This is a genomic window from Mangrovicoccus sp. HB161399, assembly GCF_013184745.1.
Taxonomy (GTDB): domain Bacteria; phylum Pseudomonadota; class Alphaproteobacteria; order Rhodobacterales; family Rhodobacteraceae; genus Mangrovicoccus.
The window spans coordinates 146,191-170,314 of the sequence record NZ_JAATVU010000002.1; the positions used below are offsets into that span (position 1 = coordinate 146,191).

The 24,124-nt window shown below is 70.4% G+C and carries 23 protein-coding genes; 13 read left to right on the forward strand and 10 right to left on the reverse strand.

Annotated features, from left to right (window positions below; genetic code table 11):
* Positions 1–29 precede the first annotated feature (29 nt).
* Together rpsO and HCC78_RS02060 are read left to right on the forward strand one after the other, a co-directional pair.
* On the forward strand, positions 30–299 hold the full coding sequence (gene rpsO / locus HCC78_RS02055) for a 30S ribosomal protein S15 (protein ID WP_172327064.1): 270 nt from the start codon (positions 30–32) through the stop codon (positions 297–299).
* 124 nt (positions 300–423) lie between these two features.
* The gene (locus HCC78_RS02060; protein WP_172327124.1) at positions 424–1,458 is read left to right on the forward strand and encodes a sodium:calcium antiporter; all 1,035 of its coding nucleotides are present in this window, start codon (positions 424–426) and stop codon (positions 1,456–1,458) included.
* Between the two features lie 28 nt (positions 1,459–1,486).
* Here HCC78_RS02060 and HCC78_RS02065 read toward each other — a convergent pair whose 3' ends face one another.
* Together HCC78_RS02065 and HCC78_RS02070 are read right to left on the reverse strand one after the other, a co-directional pair.
* On the reverse strand, positions 1,487–2,140 hold the full coding sequence (locus HCC78_RS02065) for a peroxiredoxin (protein ID WP_172327065.1): 654 nt from the start codon (positions 2,138–2,140) through the stop codon (positions 1,487–1,489).
* Positions 2,141–2,218: 78 nt separating this feature from the next.
* Positions 2,219–2,779, reverse strand: a complete 561-nt coding sequence (locus HCC78_RS02070; RefSeq protein ID WP_172327066.1) for an HNH endonuclease family protein — start codon at positions 2,777–2,779, stop codon at positions 2,219–2,221.
* 204 nt (positions 2,780–2,983) lie between these two features.
* Here HCC78_RS02070 and HCC78_RS02075 point away from each other — a divergent pair, with 204 nt between their 5' ends.
* Positions 2,984–3,562 carry a HupE/UreJ family protein gene (locus HCC78_RS02075; protein ID WP_172327067.1) on the forward strand — a complete coding sequence of 193 codons (579 nt, stop codon included), beginning with the start codon at positions 2,984–2,986 and terminating at the stop codon, positions 3,560–3,562.
* 32 nt (positions 3,563–3,594) lie between these two features.
* Here the strand turns inward: HCC78_RS02075 and HCC78_RS02080 are convergent, their stop codons facing one another.
* Positions 3,595–4,260 (reverse strand): RluA family pseudouridine synthase, encoded by a 666-nt coding sequence (locus HCC78_RS02080; protein WP_172327068.1) that lies wholly within the window; start codon positions 4,258–4,260, stop codon positions 3,595–3,597.
* A 254-nt stretch (positions 4,261–4,514) separates the two neighbouring features.
* Between HCC78_RS02080 and nhaA the strand changes: the two genes are divergently transcribed.
* Positions 4,515–5,720, forward strand: a complete 1,206-nt coding sequence (gene nhaA, locus HCC78_RS02085) for a Na+/H+ antiporter NhaA (protein ID WP_371743760.1) — start codon at positions 4,515–4,517, stop codon at positions 5,718–5,720.
* Between the two features lie 67 nt (positions 5,721–5,787).
* Here the strand turns inward: nhaA and HCC78_RS02090 are convergent, their stop codons facing one another.
* A complete protein-coding gene (locus HCC78_RS02090) occupies positions 5,788–5,982 on the reverse strand; it encodes a DUF1674 domain-containing protein (protein ID WP_172327069.1) in 195 nt (64 codons plus the stop codon).
* A gap of 45 nt (positions 5,983–6,027) precedes the next feature.
* Here HCC78_RS02090 and HCC78_RS02095 point away from each other — a divergent pair, with 45 nt between their 5' ends.
* From HCC78_RS02095 to lspA, 4 genes are all read left to right on the forward strand, one after another.
* Positions 6,028–7,371, forward strand: a complete 1,344-nt coding sequence (locus HCC78_RS02095) for an RsmB/NOP family class I SAM-dependent RNA methyltransferase (RefSeq protein ID WP_172327070.1) — start codon at positions 6,028–6,030, stop codon at positions 7,369–7,371.
* A 109-nt stretch (positions 7,372–7,480) separates the two neighbouring features.
* Complete coding sequence (locus HCC78_RS34690) at positions 7,481–9,196, forward strand: heparinase II/III family protein (RefSeq protein ID WP_172327071.1); 1,716 nt, start codon at positions 7,481–7,483, stop codon at positions 9,194–9,196.
* 34 nt (positions 9,197–9,230) lie between these two features.
* Entirely contained in the window at positions 9,231–10,820 is a 1,590-nt protein-coding gene (gene purH / locus HCC78_RS02105; protein ID WP_172327072.1) for a bifunctional phosphoribosylaminoimidazolecarboxamide formyltransferase/IMP cyclohydrolase, read from the forward strand.
* A gap of 70 nt (positions 10,821–10,890) precedes the next feature.
* Positions 10,891–11,358: a signal peptidase II gene (lspA, locus tag HCC78_RS02110; protein ID WP_172327073.1), complete on the forward strand. Its 468-nt coding sequence runs from the start codon at positions 10,891–10,893 to the stop codon at positions 11,356–11,358.
* A 77-nt stretch (positions 11,359–11,435) separates the two neighbouring features.
* Here the strand turns inward: lspA and HCC78_RS02115 are convergent, their stop codons facing one another.
* On the reverse strand, positions 11,436–12,920 hold the full coding sequence (locus HCC78_RS02115) for an HlyD family type I secretion periplasmic adaptor subunit (RefSeq protein ID WP_172327074.1): 1,485 nt from the start codon (positions 12,918–12,920) through the stop codon (positions 11,436–11,438).
* Positions 12,917–14,647: a type I secretion system permease/ATPase gene (locus tag HCC78_RS02120; protein WP_172327075.1), complete on the reverse strand. Its 1,731-nt coding sequence runs from the start codon at positions 14,645–14,647 to the stop codon at positions 12,917–12,919. Before HCC78_RS02120 ends, HCC78_RS02115 begins: the two co-directional genes overlap by 4 nt.
* Positions 14,648–14,839: 192 nt before the next feature.
* Between HCC78_RS02120 and HCC78_RS02125 the strand changes: the two genes are divergently transcribed.
* From HCC78_RS02125 to HCC78_RS02135, 3 genes are all read left to right on the forward strand, one after another.
* Complete coding sequence (locus HCC78_RS02125; RefSeq protein WP_172327076.1) at positions 14,840–15,583, forward strand: VacJ family lipoprotein; 744 nt, start codon at positions 14,840–14,842, stop codon at positions 15,581–15,583.
* Positions 15,576–16,166: a phospholipid-binding protein MlaC gene (locus HCC78_RS02130; RefSeq protein ID WP_371743761.1), complete on the forward strand. Its 591-nt coding sequence runs from the start codon at positions 15,576–15,578 to the stop codon at positions 16,164–16,166. Before HCC78_RS02125 ends, HCC78_RS02130 begins: the two co-directional genes overlap by 8 nt.
* Before the next feature lie 100 nt (positions 16,167–16,266).
* Positions 16,267–16,632 (forward strand): hypothetical protein, encoded by a 366-nt coding sequence (locus tag HCC78_RS02135; RefSeq protein ID WP_172327077.1) that lies wholly within the window; start codon positions 16,267–16,269, stop codon positions 16,630–16,632.
* 18 nt (positions 16,633–16,650) lie between these two features.
* Here the strand turns inward: HCC78_RS02135 and HCC78_RS02140 are convergent, their stop codons facing one another.
* Complete coding sequence (locus HCC78_RS02140; RefSeq protein WP_172327078.1) at positions 16,651–17,184, reverse strand: GNAT family N-acetyltransferase; 534 nt, start codon at positions 17,182–17,184, stop codon at positions 16,651–16,653.
* 268 nt (positions 17,185–17,452) lie between these two features.
* On the opposite strand from HCC78_RS02140, the gene HCC78_RS02145 reads away from it, so the two are divergent.
* The gene (locus HCC78_RS02145) at positions 17,453–20,908 is read left to right on the forward strand and encodes an AAA family ATPase (protein WP_172327079.1); all 3,456 of its coding nucleotides are present in this window, start codon (positions 17,453–17,455) and stop codon (positions 20,906–20,908) included.
* A 168-nt stretch (positions 20,909–21,076) separates the two neighbouring features.
* Positions 21,077–21,475, forward strand: a complete 399-nt coding sequence (locus tag HCC78_RS02150; RefSeq protein WP_172327080.1) for a hypothetical protein — start codon at positions 21,077–21,079, stop codon at positions 21,473–21,475.
* Here HCC78_RS02150 and HCC78_RS02155 read toward each other — a convergent pair.
* Genes HCC78_RS02155 through arfB form a run of 3 tightly spaced genes read right to left on the reverse strand, consistent with a single transcriptional unit; the run spans position 21,456 to position 24,073 of the window.
* Positions 21,456–22,394 (reverse strand): phosphotransferase enzyme family protein, encoded by a 939-nt coding sequence (locus tag HCC78_RS02155; protein WP_172327081.1) that lies wholly within the window; start codon positions 22,392–22,394, stop codon positions 21,456–21,458. The genes HCC78_RS02150 and HCC78_RS02155 overlap by 20 nt on opposite strands.
* On the reverse strand, positions 22,384–23,658 hold the full coding sequence (locus HCC78_RS02160) for an aspartate aminotransferase family protein (RefSeq protein ID WP_172327082.1): 1,275 nt from the start codon (positions 23,656–23,658) through the stop codon (positions 22,384–22,386). Before HCC78_RS02160 ends, HCC78_RS02155 begins: the two co-directional genes overlap by 11 nt.
* Positions 23,651–24,073, reverse strand: a complete 423-nt coding sequence (gene arfB, locus HCC78_RS02165) for an alternative ribosome rescue aminoacyl-tRNA hydrolase ArfB (RefSeq protein WP_172327083.1) — start codon at positions 24,071–24,073, stop codon at positions 23,651–23,653. Before arfB ends, HCC78_RS02160 begins: the two co-directional genes overlap by 8 nt.
* Positions 24,074–24,124 lie beyond the last annotated feature (51 nt).

The window sequence follows — 24,124 nt, forward strand, 5'->3', positions numbered from 1 at the left end:
GTTCACTCCAGACACGAAGGAGACACCCGATGTCGATCACGCCCGAGGAAAAAGACCGCCTCATCAAGGAATTCGCCACGAAGGAAGGCGACACCGGCTCCCCCGAGGTGCAGGTTGCCATCCTGAGCTCGCGCATCGCGACCCTGACCGAGCACTTCAAGACCCACGCGAAGGACAACCATTCGCGCCGCGGCCTGCTGAAGCTCGTCGCACAGCGCCGCAAGCTGCTGGACTACGTCAACGCCAAGGATCCGTCCCGCTACCAGGACCTGATCAAGCGTCTCGGCCTGCGCCGCTGATCCTGAGGTCCCCGCGACTTTCCGAACACCCGCCGGTTCCGGCGGGTGTTTTCGTTTGCGCGGAACCCTGCCGGCCGCGCCCCGTTGACCCGGGACCGCAACGACAGGAGACCGCCCCTTGCCCATGCTCGCTGACCTGCCCTTCGCCGCCCTGATCCTCGGACTCGCGCTGGCGGCAGGGGCGATCCTGGCGGGCGGGCTGCGGATGACCGGCCTCGCCGACCGCATCGCCGACCGCACCGGTCTGGGCGAGGCCCTGGTCGGCGGCGCGCTGCTGGGCGCGGCGACCTCGCTTTCGGGCGTGGTGGTCTCGCTCTCGGCCGCGCTCGACGGCCGCGCCTCCCTGGCCTTCTCCAACTCGGTGGGCGGGATCGCCGCGCAGACCGCCTTCCTAGCGCTCGCCGACCTGCTGTGGCGCAGGGCCAATCTCGAACACGCCGCGGCGGAACTGGCCAACCTGTTCCAGAGCGCGCTGCTGCTCCTGCTGCTTGCCCTCCCCGTGCTTGCCTATGGCGGGCCGGACATCACCGTGTTCGCCGTCCACCCCGTGTCGCTCGCGCTGCCGGTGCTCTACGCGATCGGGCTGATCGGCACGCATCGCAGCCGCCAGGCGCCCATGTGGCAGCCGGTGAAGACGCAGGAGACCCGCGAGGATGCCGACGAGGAGGACGGGCGCGACGACACCCCGACCTGGCGGCTGTTCCTCGCCTTCGGGCTCTTGATGGCGGTGATGGGCGCGACCGGCTTCGCCATCGCCAAGCTGGCAGGCGAGATCACCGACCGCACCGGCCTGTCCTCGGCGCTGGTCGGCGCGCTGCTGACGGCGGTTATCACCTCGCTGCCCGAGCTGGTGACGACGCTGGCCGCGGTGCGCCGCGGCGCACTGCAGCTGGCGCTCGGCGGGATCATCGGCGGCAACACCTTCGACACGCTGTTCCTGACGCTGTCGGACATCGGCTACCGCGAGGGATCGCTCTACCACGCGATCGGGCGGGCGGACCTGTTCTGGCTGGGAACCGGGATGGCGATGACCGGGGTGCTGCTGCTCGGCCAGCTCTACCGCGAAAGGCAGGGCCCGGCGGGCATCGGGCTGGAGAGCGTCGCGATGCTTGGCATCTATGCCGGGGCGGTGGCGCTGCAGGCCATGGCCGGGGGGTAGGGGCGCGCGGCACGCGCCCCGTCCGGAATCAGAACGGGCTCTTCGCCTTGCGCAGGTAGGGCAGCACGATGTCGAGCTCGCCGAACTTGGCTTTCGCCGCCTCGTCGTCGAGGCTGAGCGCGACGATCACGTCCTGCCCGGCGGTCCAGTTCGCCGGGGTGGCGATCGGGTTGCCGTAGGTCGCCTGCAGCGCGTCGAGCGCGCGCAGCACCTCGGCGAAGTTGCGGCCGACCGACATCGGGTAGGTCATGGAAAGCTGGAGCTTCTTGTCCGGGCTGATGATGTAGACCGAGCGCACCGTGGCGGTGTCGGCGGGCGTGCGGCCGTCGGGCAGATACGCGTCCGCGGGCAGCATGTCGAAGGCCTTCGACACGGCCAGCCCCTCGTCGGCGATGATCGGGAAGGGGACGTGGCAGCCCGCGACCTTCTCGATGTCGCCGATCCATTTCAGGTGCTCGTCCACGCCGTCGACCGAGACGCCGATCACCTTAGTCTTGCGCTTCTCCCATTCCGCGCCGAGCTGCGCGACGGCGCCGAACTCGGTGGTGCAGACCGGGGTGAAGTCCTTGGGATGGCTAAAGAGGATCGCCCAGCTGTCGCCGATCCAGTCATGGAAGGTGATCTCGCCCTGGCTGGTCTGGGCGGTGAAATCCGGAACGGTGTCGTTGATGCGAAGAGCCATGTCTCGCCTCCTGTCATGTGGATCGCGGCCAACATGTGCCGCCGGCGGGCCAAGGGCAAGGGGGCGCGCCCTTGCGCCTCAGGCGTTGCCTTCGCCGCTGCAGGCCTGCGCCGTCGCCCGCGCCATTTCGCGCGACCAGGCCTCGCTGACCTCCAGCCGGTAGGCGGCCACGACGCCCGAGAAGCCGCGCAGGTAGCTGCAGTGATAGGACCGGTCCGGCGGCATCCAGTCCAGCGGATCCTTCGCGCCCTTCGAGGCGTTCAGCGAGCCGCTGACGATCAGCAGATTGCGCGGATCGAGCGCGAAGCTGTCGCGGCGGGCGCCGCTCCATGCGGCCGCGCCATGCTCCCAGGCCCATTTCAGCGGAACCAGGTGGTCGATCTGCAGGTCGCGCGCGGAGGTGAAGCTCTTGCCGGAATAGGGATCGGTCCATTTTCCGGCCTCGACCGAGCAGCCGGTCGCGGTCAGCGCGACCGCGCGCGTGGACTGCGAGATCAGCATTTCCGAGCGCGTCGCCTGGCAGTCGCCGTCGGTGTCGACCCAGGAACTGAACTTGGCGCGGTCGTAGTCGGGGACCTCGTCGGGCGGCAGGCCGCAGAAGGACAGCCCCAGAAACACCAGCACCAGAAGACGGTCCATCGCCCCGCACCTTTTAACTCACACACGCATACCATCCTACCGGCCGGGCCGGAGCGCGGGTAGGGATGCCGTTGCGGCAGGGCGAACAAAATCGGAACGGCCTGCGACCGGACGGCCGGTTGCCCCGCCGGATCCCCGCCGCGATAGTGGCGCGCGATACGACCCGCACCGGGGTATCTGGTTGACCTGAAAGGAACCGCACGCATGAAACGACTGCTTCTTCCCGCCATTCCGCTTCTCGCCGCCGCGCCGGCGCTGGCCCATGAGGGCCACGGCGCGCACGGCTCTGCCGCCGCGGGCTTCCTGCATCCGCTTTCCGGCGCGGACCACATGCTGGCCATGGCGGCAGTGGGGCTCTGGGCCGCGCTGCTGGGCGGCCGCGCCATGTGGATCGCTCCGGCAGCCTTCGTCTCGGCCATGGTGGCGGGCTTCGCGCTCGGGGTTGCCGGCGTGCCGGTGCCGATGGTGGAGCCGATGATCCTGGCCTCGACCGTCGTGCTCGGCCTTGCCGCCGCGGCCGCGCTGAGGATCGGCACCGCGCCGGCCGCCGCGCTGGTCGCGGTCTTCGGGCTGGTCCACGGCCATGCCCATGGCGGCGAACTCGGCGACGCCGCGGCGCTGCGCTTCGGCCTGGGCTTCATCGCCGCCACCGCCGCGCTGCATGCCGCCGGCATCGGGCTGGGCCTGGGGCTGAAGCGCCTCTCCGCCCGCCATGGCAGCCGCATCGCGCAGGTCGCGGGCGGTGCCATCGCATTGGCCGGCCTGTCGCTGGCCATCGGCTGATCCCGGTCCCGGCCCCTCCGCGGGGCCGGGCCTCAGAACGGCGCGGGGACCGAGAAGGTCATGCTCTGCCCGCCATCGGGATTGCGGAGGCGCAGCCGCTCCGCATGCAGCATCAGCCGCGGGAATTCCAGCGCCGGGCCGTCCGCATAGAAGGGGTCGCCCAGGATCGGGTGGCCGAGCGACAGCATGTGGACCCGCAGCTGGTGGCTGCGCCCGGTCAGCGGGTTCAGCCGCACCCGGCTCTCGCCGCCGCCGACCTTGACGCGCTTCCATTCGGTGACGGCCTTGCGCCCGGTGTCATGGCAGACCTTCTGAAGCGGCCGGTTCGGCCAGTCGACGATCAGCGGGAGGTCGACCACGCCCTCGGCCTCTTCCATCTCGCCCCAGACCCGCGCGACATAGGTCTTCTTCACCTGCCGCTTCTCGAATTGCAGTCCCAGATGCCGCTGCGCATGCTTGGTCAGCGCGAAGACCATGACGCCCGAGGTGTCGCGGTCGAGCCGGTGCACCAGCAGCACCTCGGGGAAGATGCCCTGAAGCCGCGCGATCAGGCAGTCGGCCAGATGCTCGCCCCGCCCCGGCACGGAGAGAAGCCCCGAGGGCTTCTCCACCACCAGCAGGTGCTGGTCGTGATGCAGGATGTTCAGCGGGTCGGTCGGCGGGTCGTAGGGCGCGGTGCCCGGAACGAACTTGGTCATCGGCAGGACCTCGGCGGCAGCGGTCAAGCGCCGCAAATGCCCGCTCGTCCTCCGGATGACAAGGCCGGCAGAGGTGCAAAATGCCGAAAAACGTGGCACAAGGGGAAGCAAGGGAAGGAAACCGGGCAGGACCGGCCCGGTTTCGGGGCCGGCCAAATTGAATTCACGCAACCGCGACCCGATATCGGTCGGAGAGCGGGCGCCGGGCGACCATGACGCCCCGCTTGGCATGTCATCTGATTGGGAGAATGGCCGTGAGCAAGGCGATGGAACGCCTAGACAATTTCCTTCACAAGGATACCAGCGCGGGGATCGTCCTGATCGTCGCCACCATCCTGGCCCTGGCGGCCAGCAATTCGGGCCTCGCGGAGGCCTACAACCACTTTCTTCACATGCACATGAAGATCGAGATCGGCAGTCTCGTCATCGACAAGGGGCTGAGCCATTGGATCAATGACGGGCTGATGGCGATCTTCTTCTTCCTCGTGGGGCTGGAGATCAAGCGCGAGCTTGTGCAGGGCGACCTGTCGAGCTTCGACAAGGCGATGCTGCCGCTCCTCGCCGCGATCGGCGGCATGGCGGGACCGGCGCTGATCTACTGGGCGGTGAATTCCGGCTCGCCCGAGACGCTGAAGGGCTGGGCCATTCCGGCGGCGACCGACATCGCCTTCGCGCTCGGCATCCTGGCGCTGGTGGGCAGCCGCGCGCCGGTCTCGCTGAAGATCCTGCTGCTGGCCATCGCGATCATCGACGATCTCGGCGCGATCATCATCATCGCCGCCTTCTACAGCACCGACATGTCGGTGGTCGCGCTCGGCGCGGCGGCGATCGGCGTCGTGGCCGCGGTCGGGCTGAACCGGCTGGGCGTCAACCGTGCCTTCCCCTATGTCGCCTGCCTGATCTTCGTCTGGGTCTGCGTGCTGAAATCCGGCGTCCACGCGACGCTGGCCGGCGTGCTGATCGCGCTGACCGTGCCGCTGACCGCCAAGGACGGCAGCAAGGGCCTGGCGCCGAAGATGGAGCACGCGCTGCATGTCTATGTCAGCTTCCTGATCCTGCCGATCTTCGCCTTCGCCAATGCCGGCGTCAGCTTCTCGGGCATCACCGCGGACATGTTCCTCAGCCCGGTGCCGCTGGGCATCGCGGCAGGCCTGTTCTTCGGCAAGCAGGCGGGCGTGTTCCTGATCGTGCTGGCCCTGGGGCTCACGGGCCTTGCGCGGCTGCCCAAGGGAGCGAGCTGGGCGCAGCTCTACGGTCTGGCCTGCCTCACCGGCGTCGGCTTCACCATGAGCCTCTTCATCGGCAGCCTGGCCTTCACCGACGAAACGCTGATGAACGAGGTGAAGCTGGGCGTGATCACCGGCTCGATCCTGTCCGGCGTGGTCGGCTACGCGGTGCTCTACATCTGCGGCAAGCCCGCCGGAGCTGCGAACCCGCGGCAGCACACGCAGGCCACCTGACCCCGGACCGGGGGCAGCGGAACAGGAAGGCGCGGGCATCCCCCGCGCCTTTTTTCATGGGCGCCCGTCAGAAGTCGATGGCGATGCCCTTCTTCTCCCAGTCGCCGTAGCGCACGGGTTCCGGCCCGTCGCGGCCGCCCAGCTCCTTGGGCAGCGCCTCGGCCGCTTCCGATGCCTTTCGGCGCGCCTCGGCCTCCTTCAGCGCGCGCAGCGCGGCGGGCGGCAGGTTGGACAGGTCGCGCTCTTCGCCTTGGTCGGACATGACGGGACTCCTTGTTTCGGTTTCCGCGCATGGTATACGCCGCCGATGGCCGAGAACAAGAAATCCCGTGCGCCCCGAGGCGCTGCCCGCCCCGCCCGCCCGCCGCAGCCGGGCCTTGCCGCCCGCCGTGCCGCGCTGGCGCTGCTGCAGGCGGTGCGCCGCGACGGACGGCTGCTGGCCGAGCTGACCGAGGCCCCCGAAGGCCCGCTGCACGGGCTCGCCCCGCCGGACCGCGCCCGCGCCCAGCGGCTGGCCGCCCAGGCGCTGCGCCACGCCCAGCGGATCGACAAGGCACTCGGCCCCTATCTGGAGAAGGCGCCGCCCGCGCGCATCCGCCTGGTTCTGCATCTCGCGGTGGTGGAACTCTGCGAGGACCGTGCCGCCGCGCATGGCGTCGTGAACGGCTGGGTGACGCTGGTGCGCAACCATCCCAAGACGGGCCATATGGCCGGCCTCGTCAATGCCGTGCTGCGCCGCGCCTCCGAAGAGCTGGTGCCCGGCTGGGACGCGCTGCCGCCCTCGCGCCTGCCCGACTGGCTGAGGAAGCCGTTCCGCAAGGCCTATGGCGGCGAGGCGGTCGCCGCGATGGAGGCGGTCTTCGCCCGCCAGCCGCCGCTCGACCTGACGCCGAAGGACGGCGATGCCGATGCGCTGGCCGCGGCGGTCGGCGGCGAGGCGCTGGCGACGGGCTCTGTGCGGCTCGCCGCGCCCGGCCAGGTCTCGGCGCTGCCGGGCTACGGAGCCGGGGATTGGTGGGTGCAGGATGCCGCCGCTGCCGTGCCTGCGCGGGTGCTTGCCCCGGCAAAGGGCGCGCGGGTGCTCGATCTCTGCGCCGCGCCGGGCGGCAAGACCCTGCAGATGGCCGCCGCGGGAGCCGAGGTCACCGCACTCGACATCTCGGCGGCACGCATGGCACGGCTCTCGGAAAACCTCGCCCGCACCGGGCTGGCAGCCGAGGCCGTGGTCGCGGACGCAATGGAGTGGCAGCCGGAAGCGCCCTTCGACGGCATCCTGCTCGACGCGCCCTGCACTGCTACCGGCACGATCCGGCGCCATCCCGACCTGCCCTTCGCCAAGACCGGCGCCGAGACCGCGCCGCTCGCCGCGCTGCAGGCCGCGCTTCTCGACCGCGCGCTCGGCTGGCTCGCCCCGGGCGGCACGCTGGTCTTCTGCACTTGCTCGCTGCTGCCCGAGGAAGGCGAGGCGCAGGTCGCCGCCGCGCTCGCCCGGCATCCCGGACTGGCCGCCGACCCGCTCGATCCGGCCGCATTCGGCCTGCCCGCGCAGGCTGCCGCCGTGCACGGCCTGCGGCTCCGCCCCGATTTCATCGCTGCCGAAGGCGGCATAGACGGGTTCTACATCGCCCGGCTCCGCCCCGCGGCGCTGTGACATTCGCGGAACGCGCGCCGGACATATTCGCCTGCCCGGATGACAGGCGGGGCGCGTCGGCGTAAGCTGCCGTCCGCAGTCAAGTTCCCCGTTTCCAAGGAGTTCGCGCGTGTCCAGTGCCGAAGCCAAGACCCAGCGCAGCCGCGAGGGCCCGACCCGCTTCCGCGTCTGGCGCGCCGGGCTGGGCCTGCGCCCGGCGGATTTCGCCACCCCGCCCGAGCCGCGCAGCATCGGCTCCGCCGCCATCGGCCGCGCCATCTGCGAGGGCGAGATCCAGCTCGGCGGCCGGCGCCGCGAGCTGGACGAGGGCAGCCTCTGGGACCTGCGCCCGCTGCCGCCGCGCGCCGAGGCCGACCGCCACGGCTTTGCCTGGCTCGACGATCTGGCCGCCTTCGGCACGAAGCGCGCGCGCGAACAGGCCCGGCACTGGCTGGCCGAGTGGCTCTCCCGCTACGAGACCGGGCGCGGTCCCGGCTGGCGCCCCGACATCGCGGCGCGGCGGCTGGTGCGCTGGATCAACCATGCCGGGCTGCTGTCCGAACACGCGGATCCGGCCCTGTCGCGGCAGTTCCGCCGCGCGATCGCCCGCCACGCGGTGTACCTGTCGCAGACCTGGCGCGGCGCGCCGCCCGGCCTGCCCACCTTCGAGGCGGTCTGCGGGCTGATCCAGGCCGGGCTTGCGCTGAAGGACATGGAATCGCGGGTCCGCCCGGCAGTGAAGGTGCTGGAAAACCTCTGCCGCGGGGAAATCGGCGCCGGGGGCGGCCTTCCCGGGCGCAATCCCGAGGAGCTGCTCGACCTCTTCGCCCTGCTGGTCTGGTGCGAGAGCGCGCTGGAAGATGCCGGGCTGATGGCGCAGCCGCAGCATCAGGGGGCCATCGCGCGGATCGCGCCGGTGCTGCGCGCGCTGCGCCATGCCGATGGCGGGCTCGCCCGCTTCCATGGCGGCGGCCGCGGCGTGGAAGGGCGGCTCGACGCCGCGCTGTCCGCCTCGCGGGTGCGCACCCCGCCCCAGCCCGGCCTCGCCATGGGCTTCGCCCGGCTCGCCCGCGGCCGCGCCACGGTGATCCTCGATGCCGACCGCCCGCCACAGGGACCCGAGGCCGCCGCAACCGGCCATGCCTCCACCCTGGCCTTCGAATTTACCGTCGGGCGGCGGCCGCTGGTGGTCAATTGCGGCTCGGGGCTGAGCTTCGGCCGCGACTGGGAAAAGGCGGCCCGCGCGACGCCCGCGCATTCGGCGCTGACCCCGGACGGCGAGGGATCGGCGGTTCTCCGCCAGCTGCGCGGCGGCCGGGTCATGCTCGCCGAGGGACCGCAGCGGGTGGAATGCGCCCCCGCCCCGGAGCGCGGCCCGGCCGCGCTCTCGGCCTGGCATGACGGCTTTGCCGCGCGGGACGGGCTGATCCACCACCGCAGGCTGGATCTGGGCGAGGACGGCCTGTCCCTGCATGGCGAGGACATTCTCGTGCCGCTGGACGCCAGCGGCGGCGGGCTGCGCGCACTGCAGGGGCTGGGCTTCACCATCCGCTTCCACCTGCACCCGGATGTCTCCATCCAGCCGGGCGAAGACGGGCTTTCCGCGGCGCTCCTGCTCAAGTCCGGCGAGATCTGGCAGTTCCGCCATGCCAGCCCGGCGCGGATGAGCCTTGACCCCAGCGTCTATCTGGAGAAAACCCGGCCCCAACCGACACCGACCCGCCAGATCGTGCTGGATGCCAGCGCGTCGGGCTCCGCGACCACCATCCGCTGGAGCCTGTCGCGCGTCACCCAAGGCGCCGCCGGCACGCGCGACCTGTACCGGGACGACATGTCGATTACCTGACCTGCCAGCAGGCCCGAGAGCCGAAGGAGCCACTATGACCGCCGCCCAGCCGATCCGCACCGCCCTGATCTCGGTGTCCGACAAATCCGGCCTGACCGACCTGGCCGCGGGCCTTGCCCGCCACGGCGTCCGCTTCCTGTCCACCGGCGGCACCGCCAAGGCGCTGCGCGAGGCGGGCTACGAGGTGACCGACGTCTCCGACGTGACCGGTTTCCCGGAGATGATGGACGGCCGCGTGAAGACGCTGCACCCGAAGGTCCATGGCGGCCTGCTGGCGCTGCGCGACAATGCCGACCACCGGGCGGCGATGGAGACCCACGGCATCGGCGCGATCGACCTGCTGGTGGTGAACCTCTACCCGTTCGAGGCGACCGTCGCCAAGAACGCGCCCTATGACGAATGCGTCGAGAACATCGACATCGGCGGCCCGGCGATGATCCGCGCAGCCGCCAAGAACCATGCCGGCGTGGCCGTCGTGGTCGATACCGAGGATTACGCGCCGCTGCTGGCCGAGATGGACGCGAATGCCGGAGCAACCTCCTTCGGCTTCCGCAAGCGCCTGGCGCTGACCGCCTATGGCCGCACCGCCGCCTATGACGCCGCCGTGTCGAACTGGTTCGCCCAGGCACTGGAAGAGCCCGCGCCGCGCCGCCGCGCCGTGGCCGGCTACCTCGCGCAGACCCTGCGCTACGGCGAGAACCCGCACCAGGAGGCCGCCTTCTACGTCGACGGCACCAACCGCCCGGGCGTCGCGACGGCATACCAGCTTCAGGGCAAGGCGCTGAGCTACAACAACATCAACGACACCGACGCCGCCTTCGAGCTGGTCTCGGAATTCTCCCCCGAGGCGGGGCCGGCCTGCGCGATCATCAAGCACGCCAACCCCTGCGGCGTCGCCACCGGCGCGACCCTGGCCGAGGCCTACGAGCGGGCCTTCGACTGCGACCGCACCTCGGCCTTCGGCGGCATCATCGCGCTGAACCAGGCGCTGGACGGCGCAACCGCCGCCAAGATCGCCGAGATCTTCACCGAGGTGGTCATCGCGCCGGAGGCCGATGAAGAAGCCCGCGCCGTCTTCGCCGCCAAGAAGAACCTGCGCCTGCTGGTCACCGGCGGCCTGCCCGACCCGAAAGCGGCCTCGATGACCGTCCGGCAGGTGTCGAGCGGCCTGCTGTTCCAGGGCAAGGACAACGGCCATGTCGCGCTGGGGGACCTCAAGGTCGTCACCAAGCGCGCGCCGACCGAGGAAGAGCTGCGCGACATGCTCTTCGCCTGGCGCGTCGCCAAGCACGTGAAGTCCAACGCGGTCATCTACGCCAAGGACAGCGCGACGGTCGGCGTCGGCGCCGGCCAGATGAGCCGCGTCGACAGCACCCGCATTGCCGCGCGCAAGTCGATGGACATGGCCGAGGCGCTGGGGCTGTCCGAGCCGACCACCAAGGGCTCGGTCGTCGCCTCCGATGCGTTCTTCCCCTTTGCCGACGGGCTGATCACCGCGGCCGAGGCCGGCGCCACCGCGATCATCCAGCCGGGCGGCTCGATCCGCGACGACGAGGTGATCGCCGCCGCCGACGAGCGCGGCCTGGCCATGGTCCTGACCGGCATGCGCCACTTCCGGCACTGAGCCCGCTCCCGGCCCCCTCTACAGCCCCGCCCGCGCGGCGGGGCCAACCATTTTCCGGATACCGCCCGCAATGCGCCTTCTCGCACTCACCGCGATCCTGACGCTCGCCATCGACCAGGCCAGCAAATATGCCGTTGTCTGGGGCATGGGCCTGATCGAGACCGGCACCATCCCGGTGCTGCCGCCCTACCTGGTCTTCCACATGGGCTGGAACACCGGCATCAATTTCGGCCTCGGCTCCTCGGCGGATGCGCGCTGGATCCTGATCGGGCTGGCGCTGGCGATCTGCGCCTGGGCGGTGACCTGGGCGCGGCGCGACCCGCGGCCGCTGGTGATGGTCTCCACCGGACTTCTGATCGGCGGCGCGCTCGGCAACGTCATCGACCGGGTCATCCATGGCGCAGTGGCCGATTTCCTCAACATGTCCTGCTGCGGCATCGTCAATCCCTACACGTTCAACCTCGCCGATGTGGGCGTCTTCCTCGGTGCGGTCGGGCTGGTTCTGTCGCCGCCCAACCAGAAGAAGCGCGGCGCCTGACACGCGTGGCACGGAACGGAAAAAGGCGCCGGGGGACATCCCGGCGCCTTTTCCATGTCCGCGTTCCGCGGCGCGGCTCAGCTTTCGCGGAAAGCCTTGTTGAAGTAGTCCGTGAAGGGCTTCAGCAGGTAGGCCAGCGGCGTGCGGTCGTTGGTGCGCATGTAGGTTTCCACCGGCATCCCCGGCAGCAGGGCGACATGGCCCGGCAGGCGCTCCGCCTCGCCCTCCTCCAAAACGACCTCGGCGCGGTAGTAGCTGGCGCCGCTCTTCTCGTCCTGGAAGGCATCGGCCGAAACCACGGTGATCTCGCCCCTCAGCTCGGGCGTGGTGCGCGAGGCGAAGGCCGGGAAGCGGACCATGACCTCCTGGCCGGGATAGACCTCGTCGATATGGATGGTCTCGACCTTGGTCGCGATCACCAGCGGCCGGTCCTGCGGCACGATGTAGAGCACCGGATCGGCGGCGCGGATCACCGAGCGTTCCGCATAGACCGTCAGCCCGTAGACGATGCCCGAGACCGGCGCCTTGATGTCGAGCCGCGACAGCTGCTCGTGCAGCGACTGGCGCTGCTCGAACAGCTCCAGCTCGCGGTAGCGCAGGTCGCGCAAGGTGGTGGTGGCCTCCTCGCGGCGGGTGGTGTCGAGCTTCATGATCTCGATGTCGATCTCGGTGATGCGCCCTTCGCTCTCCGCCTCGGAGGCGACCAGCTCGCCGAGCTGGCCCGAAAGCGACGCCTCCTCGCGCTGCAGCGCCAGCACGCGGGTGCGCTGCGCCAGGCCCTTGTTCAGCAGGTCGGTCTGGTCGGACAGCTCGTCGCGGATCAGCCCCAGCTGGGTGCCGAGCGCCTCCTGCTGGGCGACGATCCCGTCGATCTGGTTGGCGATCTGCGACCGCCGCTTGCCCAGTTGCTCGGCTTCCTGGTCCTGCGAGGTGTTGCGCGCCGCAAAGAGCCGGTTCTGGCCGTCGACCAGTTCGGCGATCTCCGGGTTGCCCTCTGCCGCGGCCAGCAGGTCGGGATCGTAGGTGATCTCGTGCAGGCCTTCCTCTTCGGCCTCGAGACGGCCGCGGCGGGCGAGGATCTCGAAATACTGGTTCTCGACGATGTTCAGCTGCGACTGCAGCAGCGTGCCGTCGAGGCGGATCAGCACCTGGTCGGCCTTCACCGTGTCGCCCTCGTCGACCAGGATCTCGGACACGACGCCGCCGTCGGGATGCTGCACGACCTGGCGGTTTCGGTCGACCTCGATCTGGCCGGAGGCGACGATCGCCCCGGCAATGTCGGTGAAGACCGCCCAGCCGCCCAGTCCGCCGATCAGCAGCACCAGCACCAGCACGCCGACGGTGATGTAGGGGCGCGCCGAGAAATTCCCCGGCGCCTCGGGCGCGGTGGAGGCGATCGGCCCTTGCGCCGCGGACGGGCCGGGCTTCGGTCCGGCCGGACGCTGCGGCGCGCCGGGGAGGGCCTTGCCGCCCGCTTGCGCGGCGGGCGGGGCGGAGGCCGTTCCCGGCGCCGGCACGCCGACGGGCTTCCGCGGTTGCGGCGGGTTGCTCTCTTCGGTCATGCCACGCCTCCCGGGGTCTGGGCCGCCCTGATTTCGTTCGCGTTCTTGACCATCTTGCCCAGCACCTCGTCGCGCGGGCCGAAGGCCTTGACGCTGCCGCCGTCGAGCACCAGCAGCATGTCGCATTCCTGGATCGCCGCCGGGCGGTGGGCCATGATCAGCACCGACTTGCCCTCTTCCTTCATCGAGCGGATCGCCTGGTTCAGCGCCTGGCTGCCCTCGTTGTCGAGGTTGGAGTTGGGCTCGTCCAGAACCAGGATCACCGGGTCGCCGTAGAGCGCGCGCGCCAGGCCCACCCGCTGGATCTGGCCGCCGGAGAGCTGTGCCCCGGCCGCGCTGACGCGGGTGTTGTAGCCGTCGGGCAGCCGCAGGATCATGTCATGCGCGGCCGCCCTCTTGGCCGCCTTGATGATGTCCTCGTCCTTGGCGCCGGGCTCCAGCCGGGCGATGTTCTCGGCCAGCGTGCCGTCGAACAGCGTCACCTGCTGCGGCAGGTAGCCGACGTAATGGCCGAGCGCGTCGGCCTCGTACTGGTCGATCGTCGCCCCGTCGAGCCGGATCTTGCCGCCCGCGGCGCGCCAGACCCCGGTCAGGGCGCGGGCCAGCGTGGATTTCCCCGCCCCCGAGGGGCCGATCACGCCGAGCGCCTTGCCCGGCTCCAGCCGGAAGGTGACGAGGCGCAGCGCCGCCTGCTGCTGGCCCGGCGGGATCACCGTGGCCTGCTGCACGTCGAGCAGCGCGCGCGGCCGCGGCAGCTGGGTGCGCGGCTGCGGCGGCGGCACCCGGCCGAGCAGGTCCGACAGGTTGTCCCAGCTCTTCATCGCCGACTGCACCAGCGCCCATTGGCCGACCGCCATCTCGATCGGCGCCAGCGCCCGGCCCAGCAGGATCGAACCCGCGATCATCGCGCCGGCCGTCATTTCCATCTGCAGCACCAGATAGGCGCCGAGCCCCAGCATCGCCGACTGCAGGAACAGACGGAAGGTCTTGGTCGCGGCGGTGAAGCTGCCCGCGGCATCGGCGGCGCGCAGCGACAGGCCCAGCGACTTGCCGCGGATCTGCTGCCAGCGGGTGAAGGCCGCCCCGCGCATCCCCAGCGCCTGGACCATGCCGGCATCGCTTTTCAGCCTTTCCGACATCATGTCGGCGGTCGCGGCGGCCTGGCTTGCGGCCAGCTGCGGCGCCTTGGTGGTGCGCTGGTTGAGGAAGGTCAGGAAGACCAGCACCGCCCCGCCGCCGAGCGCCATCATGCCCAGCCAGGGGTGGAAGAAGAAGATGCCGGCCAGGAACACCGGCGTGAAGGGAAGGTCGAAGAGCGAGCCGAGGATCGGCGAGGCGAGGAAGCGCTGCACGGTCTCGAGGTCGCGCACCCCGGCCGCGGCGGCGCCGCGGTCCCTGGTCGACGCATCCTCCAGCGCCGCGGAGAACACCCGGCGGTCGAGCTTGGCCTGGAACCGCGCGCCGATCCGTGCCAGCACCCGGCCGCGCACATAGTCGAGGATCCCCATCATCAGGTAGAGGAAGGCCACCAGCGCGGCCAGCGCGACCAGCGTCGCCTCGGAACGGCTGCCCAGCACGCGGTCATAGACCTGCAGCATGAAGAGCGGCCCGGTCAGCATCAGGAGGTTCACGAAGACGCTGAATATGCCGACGAAGGCGAATAGCCCGCTGCTTTCGGCCCGGGCAGCGCGAAGCTCCTTCAGGCCCTCCTCCTTGCTTCGTTCCATTGCGTTTCCTCGTAATCCCTGCGCAAGCCGCGAAATCCGGACCGGGCCAGGCCATGTTTGTCGTTCGGCGCGATGGCTTTCATGCCGGTCCTATACTATGTGTTCCGAAGTGCGAAGAACAGATTGAGGTGCAACGTGCAGCCCAGCCACGATGGAGCCATCCGGCCTTCGATTGCGCGGAAATTTACGAGTATGCTTCCGGTCACCGCCCTCGCGGCACTGGGAATTGCAGGCTGCACGACCGGCCAGCCGGCCGGCCCGGGGGAGTTCAACGACCCCTACGAGCAGACCAACCGCCGCGTCCACGAGTTCAACAAGGCCGTGGACCGCGCCATCTACAGGCCGGTTTCGACGGCCTATGGCACGGTCCTGCCGCAGCCGGTGCGCCGCGGGGTCGACAATTTCTCGGAATTCACCGACCTGCCGCGGCGCATCGTCAACGACGTGCTGCAGGGCAAGGTCGAGGACGCGCTGCACAACAGCTTCCGCTTCGCGACCAACGCGACCTTCGGGCTGCTTGGCATTCTCGATCCTGCGACCTCTCTGGGCATCGAGGAGCGCGACGCCGATTTCGGCCAGACGCTGCATGTCTGGGGCGTCGGCGAGGGCGCGTACCTGTCGGTGCCGTTCTTCGGCCCCTCGACCCAGCGGGATCTTGCCGGCGACATCGTGGATCTGGTCACGAATCCGCTCGGATACGTGCTCGGCCCACCGGAAAGTTACTACGCGCCGGGCTCGACGGTGGGTGAATATACGAATTACCGATATACATACCGGGAAACGCTGAACGACGTGCTGGACAACAGCGCCGACAGCTATGCCACCTCGCGGGTCGTCTATCTCGACGCCCGGCGGTTCGAACTAGGAATGTCCCCGGACGGGGGCGCAGAGGATGGGGGCGTAATCGACCCCTACGAGGAGCTTTACGGTGAATGATCTTTCCCGCCGCGCGGTCCTGGCAGGCCTGGCCGGAACGGCTGCAATGGCCGCCCTCCCGGCACTGTCCCTGACCCAGGACCAGGCCGTCGCCTTCGTGCAGGGCATGGCTGCGGATATCGAGAAGACCATCAACTCGGGCAAGTCCGACGCCCAGATGTACCAGGCGTTCGAGCAGCTGATGAACAAGTATGCCGACATGGACGTCATCGCGCGCTTCGCGCTCGGTCCGGCGGCACGCACTGCCTCGTCGAGCGAGATGTCGGGCTACACGGCCGCCTTCCGCACCTACCTGTCGAAGAAATACGGCGCCCGCTTCCGCGAGTTCATCGGCGGCGACATCCAGGTCCAGGGCTCCCGCACCGACAAGCGCGCGGTGATCGTCTCGGCCAAGGCCAAGCCCAAGGGCCAGGCCGCGGTGGCCGTCGACTTCCACGTCTCGGACCGTTCCGGCAAGGTGTTCAACGTCATCCTCGAGGGCGTCAACCTGCTGACCACGGAGCGCACCGAGATCACCTCCCTGCTCGACCAGCAGGGCGGCAGCATCCCCAAGCTGACGGCAGAGCTGAAGAAGCGCAGCTGACGCGGGCGGCCCGGGGACACGCCCGGGCCGCCATCGCCGGGAACGGGTTGTTAACCAGTTTCCGGCGAAATCCGTCCAACGGGACGGAGCAACATCCATCATGGCACGGGCGGGACTGGCGGGACTGGCACTTCTGGGCCTTGCGGCCTGTTCGCCGCATTCGCTGCCGCTGCATGGCGGCAAGTCCGCGAGGGTGGAGGTCGGCGGCTCGGTCTTCCTGGTCAGCTACACCGGCACCCGCGCCGAGGCGACGCGCATTTCCACGGAAACCCGGCCGGAACGCATGGTCATGCTCTACCGGGCACTGCAGGCGATCGAGGCAGCCTCGGGCTGCGCGGTGCTGCCCGGCACGCTCTACGGCGACTGGTCGCTGGCCGAGGCCTATCTCGACTGTCCCGGCACGCCGCCGCAGACCATCCAGCCGGTTCTGACCCACCGTCCGCGGGTCGCGGCGCGCCCGCGATAGCGCGCCGGGGCGGCCCGGTCAGGCCGCCGCGCCGAAGCGGCGCGACATGAACAGGCTGTGCGACAGCACCGGATAGCCGCCGAAGGGCTGGCAGTCGGCATAGCCGGACCGGCGGTAGAACCGCTCCGCCGCCTTCAGGTCGGTGCTGCTTTCCAGCCGGACCTCGCCCAGCCCGATATCGGCGGCGTAGGATTCCAGTTCCGCCATCAGCGCCTCGGCTATGCCGTGGCCGCGCGCGCCGGGCCGCACGAAGAGCCGCTTGATCTCGCCGTAGCTGCCCATGTCGACCAGCGCGACGCAGCCCGCCGCCATGCCGTTCAGCCGCGCCACGAAGAAGGCGATATTCGGCGCCGCCAGTTCCTCGGGATCGAGCGAGAAGATTTCGTCCTCCGCCGAATGCTCGAGAAGCGCCGCCTGGCTTTCGTGCACCAGCGCTAGGCCGTCGGCCGATAGCGGGGAGTCCACGCGGATCGCCAGCCCGGTGGTTGCCGGGCCATGGGCCATTTCCACGCCGCGCGGCGCGGACGGAGAAGTCGTTTCGGTCGCAGTCATATCCATCAACCTCGATACATGCCCCGCGGCGCGCCTCCTCCGTTCCGCGCCCGGGCTTCCTTGCCGCACAGGGCTAGATCCAAATTTGCACAAAATCAAGGCAGATTGAAAACATGCCCGACCAAGGTCGAAATCCCTGTCAAGATGTCGACTTCAGCGCCATATCTGGTAAGAGATCCTTCCGGACAGCCAACATATTCGCAGAACCGTTGACTTGCGGGGGCGAAGTCCCGATCATTTCGGGACGGAATCTTGGAAAGGGACCAGGGTGCAGTTCACGCGACTCCGACTCAACGGGTTCAAGAGCTTCGTGGATCCGACGGATCTGGTGATCGCGCCCGGCCTGACCGGCGTGGTCGGTCCCAATGGCTGCGGCAAGTCCAACCTGCTGGAAGCGCTGCGCTGGGTGATGGGCGAGACCCGGCCCTCGGCGGTGCGCGGCGGCGGCATGGAGGACGTGATCTTCGCCGGCGCAGCCACGCGGAATGCCCGCAACTTCGCCGAAGTCACGCTGCATATCGACAACTCGGACCGGCTGGCGCCGCCCTCGCTGAACGACCGCGACCTGGTGGAGGTTGTCCGCCGGATCACCCGCGACGCCGGCTCGGCCTACAAGGCCAACGGCAAGGAAGTCCGCGCCCGCGACGTGCAGATGCTGTTTGCCGATGCCTCGACCGGGGCGACCTCGCCCGCGCTGGTGCGGCAGGGCCAGATCAGCGAGCTGATCAACGCCAAGCCGAAGAACCGCCGCCGGGTGCTTGAGGAAGCCGCCGGGATTTCCGGCCTCTACCAGCGGCGCCACGAGGCAGAGCTGAAGCTGAAATCGACCGAAGCGAACCTGGAGCGCGTCGATGACGTGATCGACCAGCTCGCCTCGCAGTTGGGCCAGCTCAACCGCCAGGCCAAGCAGGCAGCGCGCTACCGCGAGATCGGCGAACAGCTGCGCGCGGCCGAGGGGCTGCTGCTGTTCCGCCGCTGGCAGGATGCCGACCGCGCGCTGATGGCCGCGCGCCAGGCGCTGACCGACCGGGTGACCACCGCGTCCCGCGCCGAGGCCCAGGCACGCGCCGCCGAGGCCGCCCGCAGCGAGGCCGAAGAGATGCTGCCGGCCCTGCGCGAGGAAGAGGCGATCGCCGCCGCCGTGCTGCAGCGCGCGCTGGTCGAGCGGGATTCCCTGGCCGAGCGCCGCCGCGCCGCCGAGGCCGAGATCGCGCGGCTGGATGCCCGCCTGGCCGATTACGCCAGCGAGGCCGAGCGCGAGGCCGGGCTCTCCGAAGATGCCGAGGCGATGCAGGCGCGGCTGGCCGGAGAGGCCGAGGCGCTGGACGAGGCCGCCGAGGGCCATGACGAGAAGCTGGAACTCGCCGCCGAGCAGGCCGAGGGCGCCGCCGAGGCACTGGCCGAGCGCGAAGAGGCGATGCAGACGCTGAACGAGGCAGTGGCGACGCTGGCCGCGCGCCATCAGGCGGTGGCGCGGCTGGTCTCCGACAGCCGAAAGGTGCTGGAGCGCGAAACCGCCGAGGCCGCCCGCGCCGAATCCGCCGTGGAAGAGGCCCGCGCCCGCGCCGAAGCCGGGGCGGAAGCCTGCGAAGCTGCCGCAGAAGCCGCCGATCTGGCGCAGGAGGCACTGGCGCTGGCCGAAGAGGACGCCCAGGCCGCCGAGGAACAGCGCAGCGAGGCGCAGGGCGCCGAGGCCGCCGCGCGCGGCGCGTCCTCCGAAGCGGTCGGCGAGGCCAAGGCGCTGCGCGCCGAAGTGAGCGGGCTGGAGCGTCTCGTGGCGCGCGACAGCGGCAAGGGCGGGCAGATACTCGACGAGCTGTCGGCCGCGCCGGGCTACGAACGCGCGCTCGGCGCCGCGCTCGCCGACGACCTGAAGGCGCCGCGGCTGGGCGGCGGACGCGCCTCCGGCTGGGCAGCGCTCGACGATTACGACAGCCCGCAGCCCCTGCCCGGCGGCGCCGCGCCGCTGGCGGCCCATGTCTCGGGCTGCGATCTGCTGGCCCGCCGGCTCGCGCAGGTCGGCGTGGTCGAGGCCGCCGATGGCGCGAAGCTGCAGCCCGCGCTGCTGCCCGGCCAGCGGCTGGTGTCGCGCGAGGGAGATCTCTGGCGCTGGGACGGGCTGGTGGCCGCCGCCGCCGATGCGCCCTCTGCCGCCGCGCTGCGGCTGGAGCAGCAGAACCGGCTGGCTGCGCTGTCGGAGGATCTGGAAGAGGCCGAGGCCCGCGCCGAGGAGGCCGGGGCCGGGCACGAGGCAACCCGCGAGGGGCTGCGCGCCGCAACCGCCCGCGAGGCAGAGGCCCGCGAGGCCCGCAAGCGCGCCGAAGCGCAGCTCAGCGAGGCGACCCGCGCGCTGACCCGTGCCGAGGCCGACCGCAATCTGGCCGGCTCCAAGGTCGAGGCGCTGGGACTGGCCGCCAGCCGCCACCGCGAGGCCGCCGCCGCCGCCGAGGCGGAGCTGGTCCGCGCCGAGGAACAGCTGGACTCGCTGGAAGATCTCGACGCCGCCCGCGCCCGCGCCGAGGCGCAGAAGACCGTGGTCGAGGCCGCGCGGCTGGCCATGCTTGCCCGCCGCACCGCTCATGACGAGATCCGCCGCGACGGCGAGGCCCGCCGCAAGCGCGCCGATCAGGTGGCCCGCGAACGGTCCGACTGGGAGGCCCGCGTCGCCTCCGCCGCCTCGCGCCGGGGCGACCTGGAACGCCGCCGCGCCGAGACGGCCGAGAAGCTGGAAGAGGCGATGGACGTGCCGGCCGCGCTGGAAGAGGAGCGCGAGCGCATCGCCGAAGCGCTGCAGGCTGCCGAGGCGCGCAAGGCGAAGGCCAGCGACGCGGTCGCCGCCGCCGAGACGGCGCTGCGTGCAGCCGCCGAGGCGGAGCGCGGCGCCGAGCGCGCCGCATCCGAGGCGCGCGAGACCCGTGCCCGTGCCGAAGCTGTGGTCGCCTCCGCCGGGGAAAGCCTGGCCGAGGCCGCCGCGCGGATCGACGAGGCGCTGGAGCTGACGCCCGAGAAGCTGCTGGAAGAGCTCGACATCGACCCGGCTCAGCTGCCCGATGCCGAGCAGGTCGAGGCGACGGTCATCCGCCTGCGCCGGTCGCGCGATGCGCTCGGCGCGGTGAACCTGCGCGCCGAGGAAGATGCCCGCGCGGTGCAGGAGGAGCATGACACGCTCAAGCGCGAGAAGATCGACCTGGAAGCGGCGATCTCCAAGCTGCGCTCGGGCATCCAGAGCCTCAACCGCGAGGGGCGCGAACGGCTGCTGACCGCCTTCGAGGAGGTCAATTCCAACTTCCGCACGCTTTTCACCCACCTGTTCCGCGGTGGCGAGGCCAACTTGGTGCTGGTCGAAAGCGACGATCCTCTGGAGGCCGGGCTGGAAATCATGTGCCAGCCGCCGGGGAAGAAGCTGTCGACCCTGTCGCTCCTGTCGGGGGGCGAGCAGACACTGACCGCGCTGGCGCTGATCTTCGCGGTCTTCCTGGCCAATCCGGCACCGATCTGCGTGCTCGACGAGGTCGATGCACCGCTCGACGACGCCAACGTCACCCGGTTCTGCGACATGATGGACGAGATGACCCGGCGCACGCAGACGCGGTTCCTCGTCATCACCCATCACGCGGTGACCATGGCGCGGATGGACCGGCTGTTCGGCGTGACCATGCAGGAACAGGGCGTGTCGCAGCTGGTCTCGGTCGATCTCAAGCGCGCCGCCGCGATGGTTGCCTGACCGCAAAGGGCGTCCGCCCCGGATGCGGCTCCGCGCGGCTGCGCCGTCCAGCCGCATGCCGCCCGCAATAGCTAAAATTCGGCGAAAATGCGAGGGTTTCCCTTTGCGATTGGCCAAGGTTTCTCGGGTAGAAGCCGCGGCCGGGGGCTCCGTCAGAGGGGTAATATCATGATCAAGGCATTGTTCGCAGCACTGGCAACCATCGCCGGCCTGTCAGCGGCGCAGGCAGGAGATCCGTTCTTCCCTGGGATGAAATCCTGGGATTCCTACTATACCGAGGACGGCCTCAAGCTGAGGATCGTCAACCACAAGGTGATGTATCCGGACGGGACGCAGGCGACCTACCGGCGCGACGGCACCTACCTGTTCCAGACCTCGGATGCCGATCCCGGCGTGACCGGGCGCTACACGATCCGGCCCTACGGCATGATCTGCGTGAAATTCGACAAGGGCGGCGCGCGCTGCGACACCTATGTGCGCGCCATGCAGGACACCGTGTTCCTTACCGGCGGCGGCGAGAGAATGAAGGTCAAGGCGCTGGTCGATCTCACCCAGAGCTCGAGCTGAGCATCAGCGCCCGGGCACGGTAGCCGGCGCGGCGCGGATCGCCGGCCGGACACCGGCTCCGCGCCCAGGCGGCAGAGGCCTGCGCCCGCAGCATGACGAAGAGCGGCAGCTGGGCCAGCGCGGCGTCCGAGGCCGGGCCGCCGCCCGCGCGGTAGCCGTCAAGCAGCGCCTCCGCGGCCGCATCGTAGCCGTCCTGCCCGGCCAGCCCGATCAGTGCCGTGGCCAAGTCGTAGACCCGGAACCCGGGGCCGCAATCGTCGAAGTCGATCAGCACCAGCCCGGTCTCGGCCAGCAGCATGTTGTCGGCCAGCGGATCGCCGTGGATCACGCCCAGATCGCCGCCGTCCAGCAGGGCCAGCCGCTCCGCCGCCGCGCTGCGCGCCGCGGCGAGGCAGGCGCGCTCCGCCGCGGACAGCTCCGGGTCCGCCAGCGGATCGCCCCAGATGCCGGTGCCGGTCAGCGCCTCCAGGCTCCAGTCCGGCCGTTCCGCCAGCTCGGGGCCCACCGCATCCGCGGTCAGGTGGAAATCCGCCAGAAGCTCGCCCACCGCCTGCCAGCGGTCGCGGGCCGGCATGTCCTCCTCCGGCACTGCCGCAAGCGGCACGCCCGCCACCCATTGCACCACGCTGGCGCATCCGCCGCCGGACAAGGGCTGGACGAAACCGCCCGCGTCCGTCCGCCAGGGCCAGGGGCAGGCAAAACCGGTATCGGCCAGCCGCTCGCAGAGCAGGAGCTCCGAGGCGATGGCCGCCGCGCTGTTGTAGCCGGCGCGGTGCAGGCGCAGCGCGACCTCCTGGCCGGCAGCCAGCCGGGCGCGGAACACCACGTTTTCGCGGGCCTGGATCAGCTCGGGCATGCCGTCGAGCCCGCCCCAGGCCTGCGCCGCCGCCAGAGCCTGCGCGGTCAGGTCATCCGTCATGGGGCAGCTCCGCCAGGACCTCGCCGAGAACGTTGGCCGCGATGTCGGCATGCTCGGCCGTGAAGGGCATGGGCGGACGCATCTTCAGGATGTTCATCTCCCGCCCGATCCGGTTCAGCAGGACCCCGCGGTGCCGCATCTGCTCGGCCACCGCCGCGGCGAACCGCGTCGCCGGCGCGCCGTCCGGCAGCACCAGCTCCAGCCCGAAGAACAGCCCGGTACCGCGCGCTTCTGCGATCAGCGGGTGGGAAATTTCCTCCAGCCGGTCCAGCGCATGCGCCCCGGCCGCCGCCGCATTGGCCATCAGGCCCTCCTCCTCGATCACGTCCAGCACCGCCATCCCGGCCGCGCAGGCGACCGGGTTGCCGCCGAAGGTGTTGAAATAGCCGAAGGCGCCGCGGAATGCCGCCATCACGTCCGGCCGCGCCGCGACCCCCGCCAGCGGGTAGCCGTTGCCCATAGGCTTGCCCAGCGTGACGACGTCGGGGGCGAAGCCCATCCGGTCATGGCCCCAGAAATGGCTGCCGAGTCGGCCGAAGCCCGGCTGCACCTCGTCGCACAGGATCACCCCGCCGGCCCTGCGTATCACCTCCGCCGCCGGGTCGAAGAAGCCGGAAGCCAGCGCGGGCAGCCCCTCGTTGGCGAAGGCCGGGCAGAGCATCATGCCGGAGAAGCCGGAGCCCTCGGCCTCCAGCTCGGCGATGGCCCGGGCGATCCCGTCGGCGAAGGCCTGCGGCTGCGCCTCGGCGGAGCCGCCCAGCGGATCGGTCGAGGACGGCGCGGGGACCAGCCGGACATGGCCGGGATAGCCGCCGATCGGCGGGCGGCGGGTCGAAAGCTGCGACGTGGCCAGCGTGTTGCCGTGATAGGTGTTGTCGGTGGCGATGATGCCCCGCTTGCCGGTCACCGCCTGCGCCATGCGCAGCGCGACGTCATTCGCCTCGGACCCGGTGCAGGTCAGGATCATCTGGCTGAGACCGTGGCCCATCGTGGCGGTCAGCCGCTCTATATAGTCGAGGATCAGCGTGTGGTGATACCGGGTATGGGTGTTCAGCCGCGCCGACTGCCTGCAGACCGCCTCCACCACCTTCGGATGGCAGTGCCCGACATGGGGAACGTTGTTGTAGCAGTCGAGATACCGGCGGCCGTGATTGTCCCAGAGCCAGACGCCTTCGCCGCGGACGATGTGGACGGGGTCGTCGTAGAAGGTGGGCACGTTCGGCCCCATCAGCCGCGCGCGACGCTCCGCCAGGGTTTCAGTCATCGTCGGCCACCTTTCCCCGAAGGCTCTTCACCTGGCCGCGCGCCGTCTTGGCATCCATCCGCCGCCGCTGGCTGCCCTTTGTGGGCTTGGTCGGGATCCGCCGCTTCGGCACATGCGTGGCCTTCTCGATCAGCTCGGCAAGCCGTTCCTTGGCGATCTCGCGGTTGCGCGCCTGGCTGCGGGTGTCCTCCACCCGGATGATCACCGCCCCGTCCAGCGTCCAGCGCCGGCCGGCGAGCCGCTTCAGCCGCGCTTTCACAGGCTGCGGCAGCGACGGGCTGCGCGCCGCCTCGAAGCGCAGCTCCACCGCGGTCGAGACCTTGTTGACGTTCTGCCCGCCAGGACCCGAGGAGCGGGTGAAGACCTCGGTCATCTCCCAGTCCTGGATCGCGATCTTGTCGGTCACATGCAGCATGCGGCGGTTCCTGCCCTTCTCGCCCCCCTTCCTAAAGCGTTTCGGGGCAAA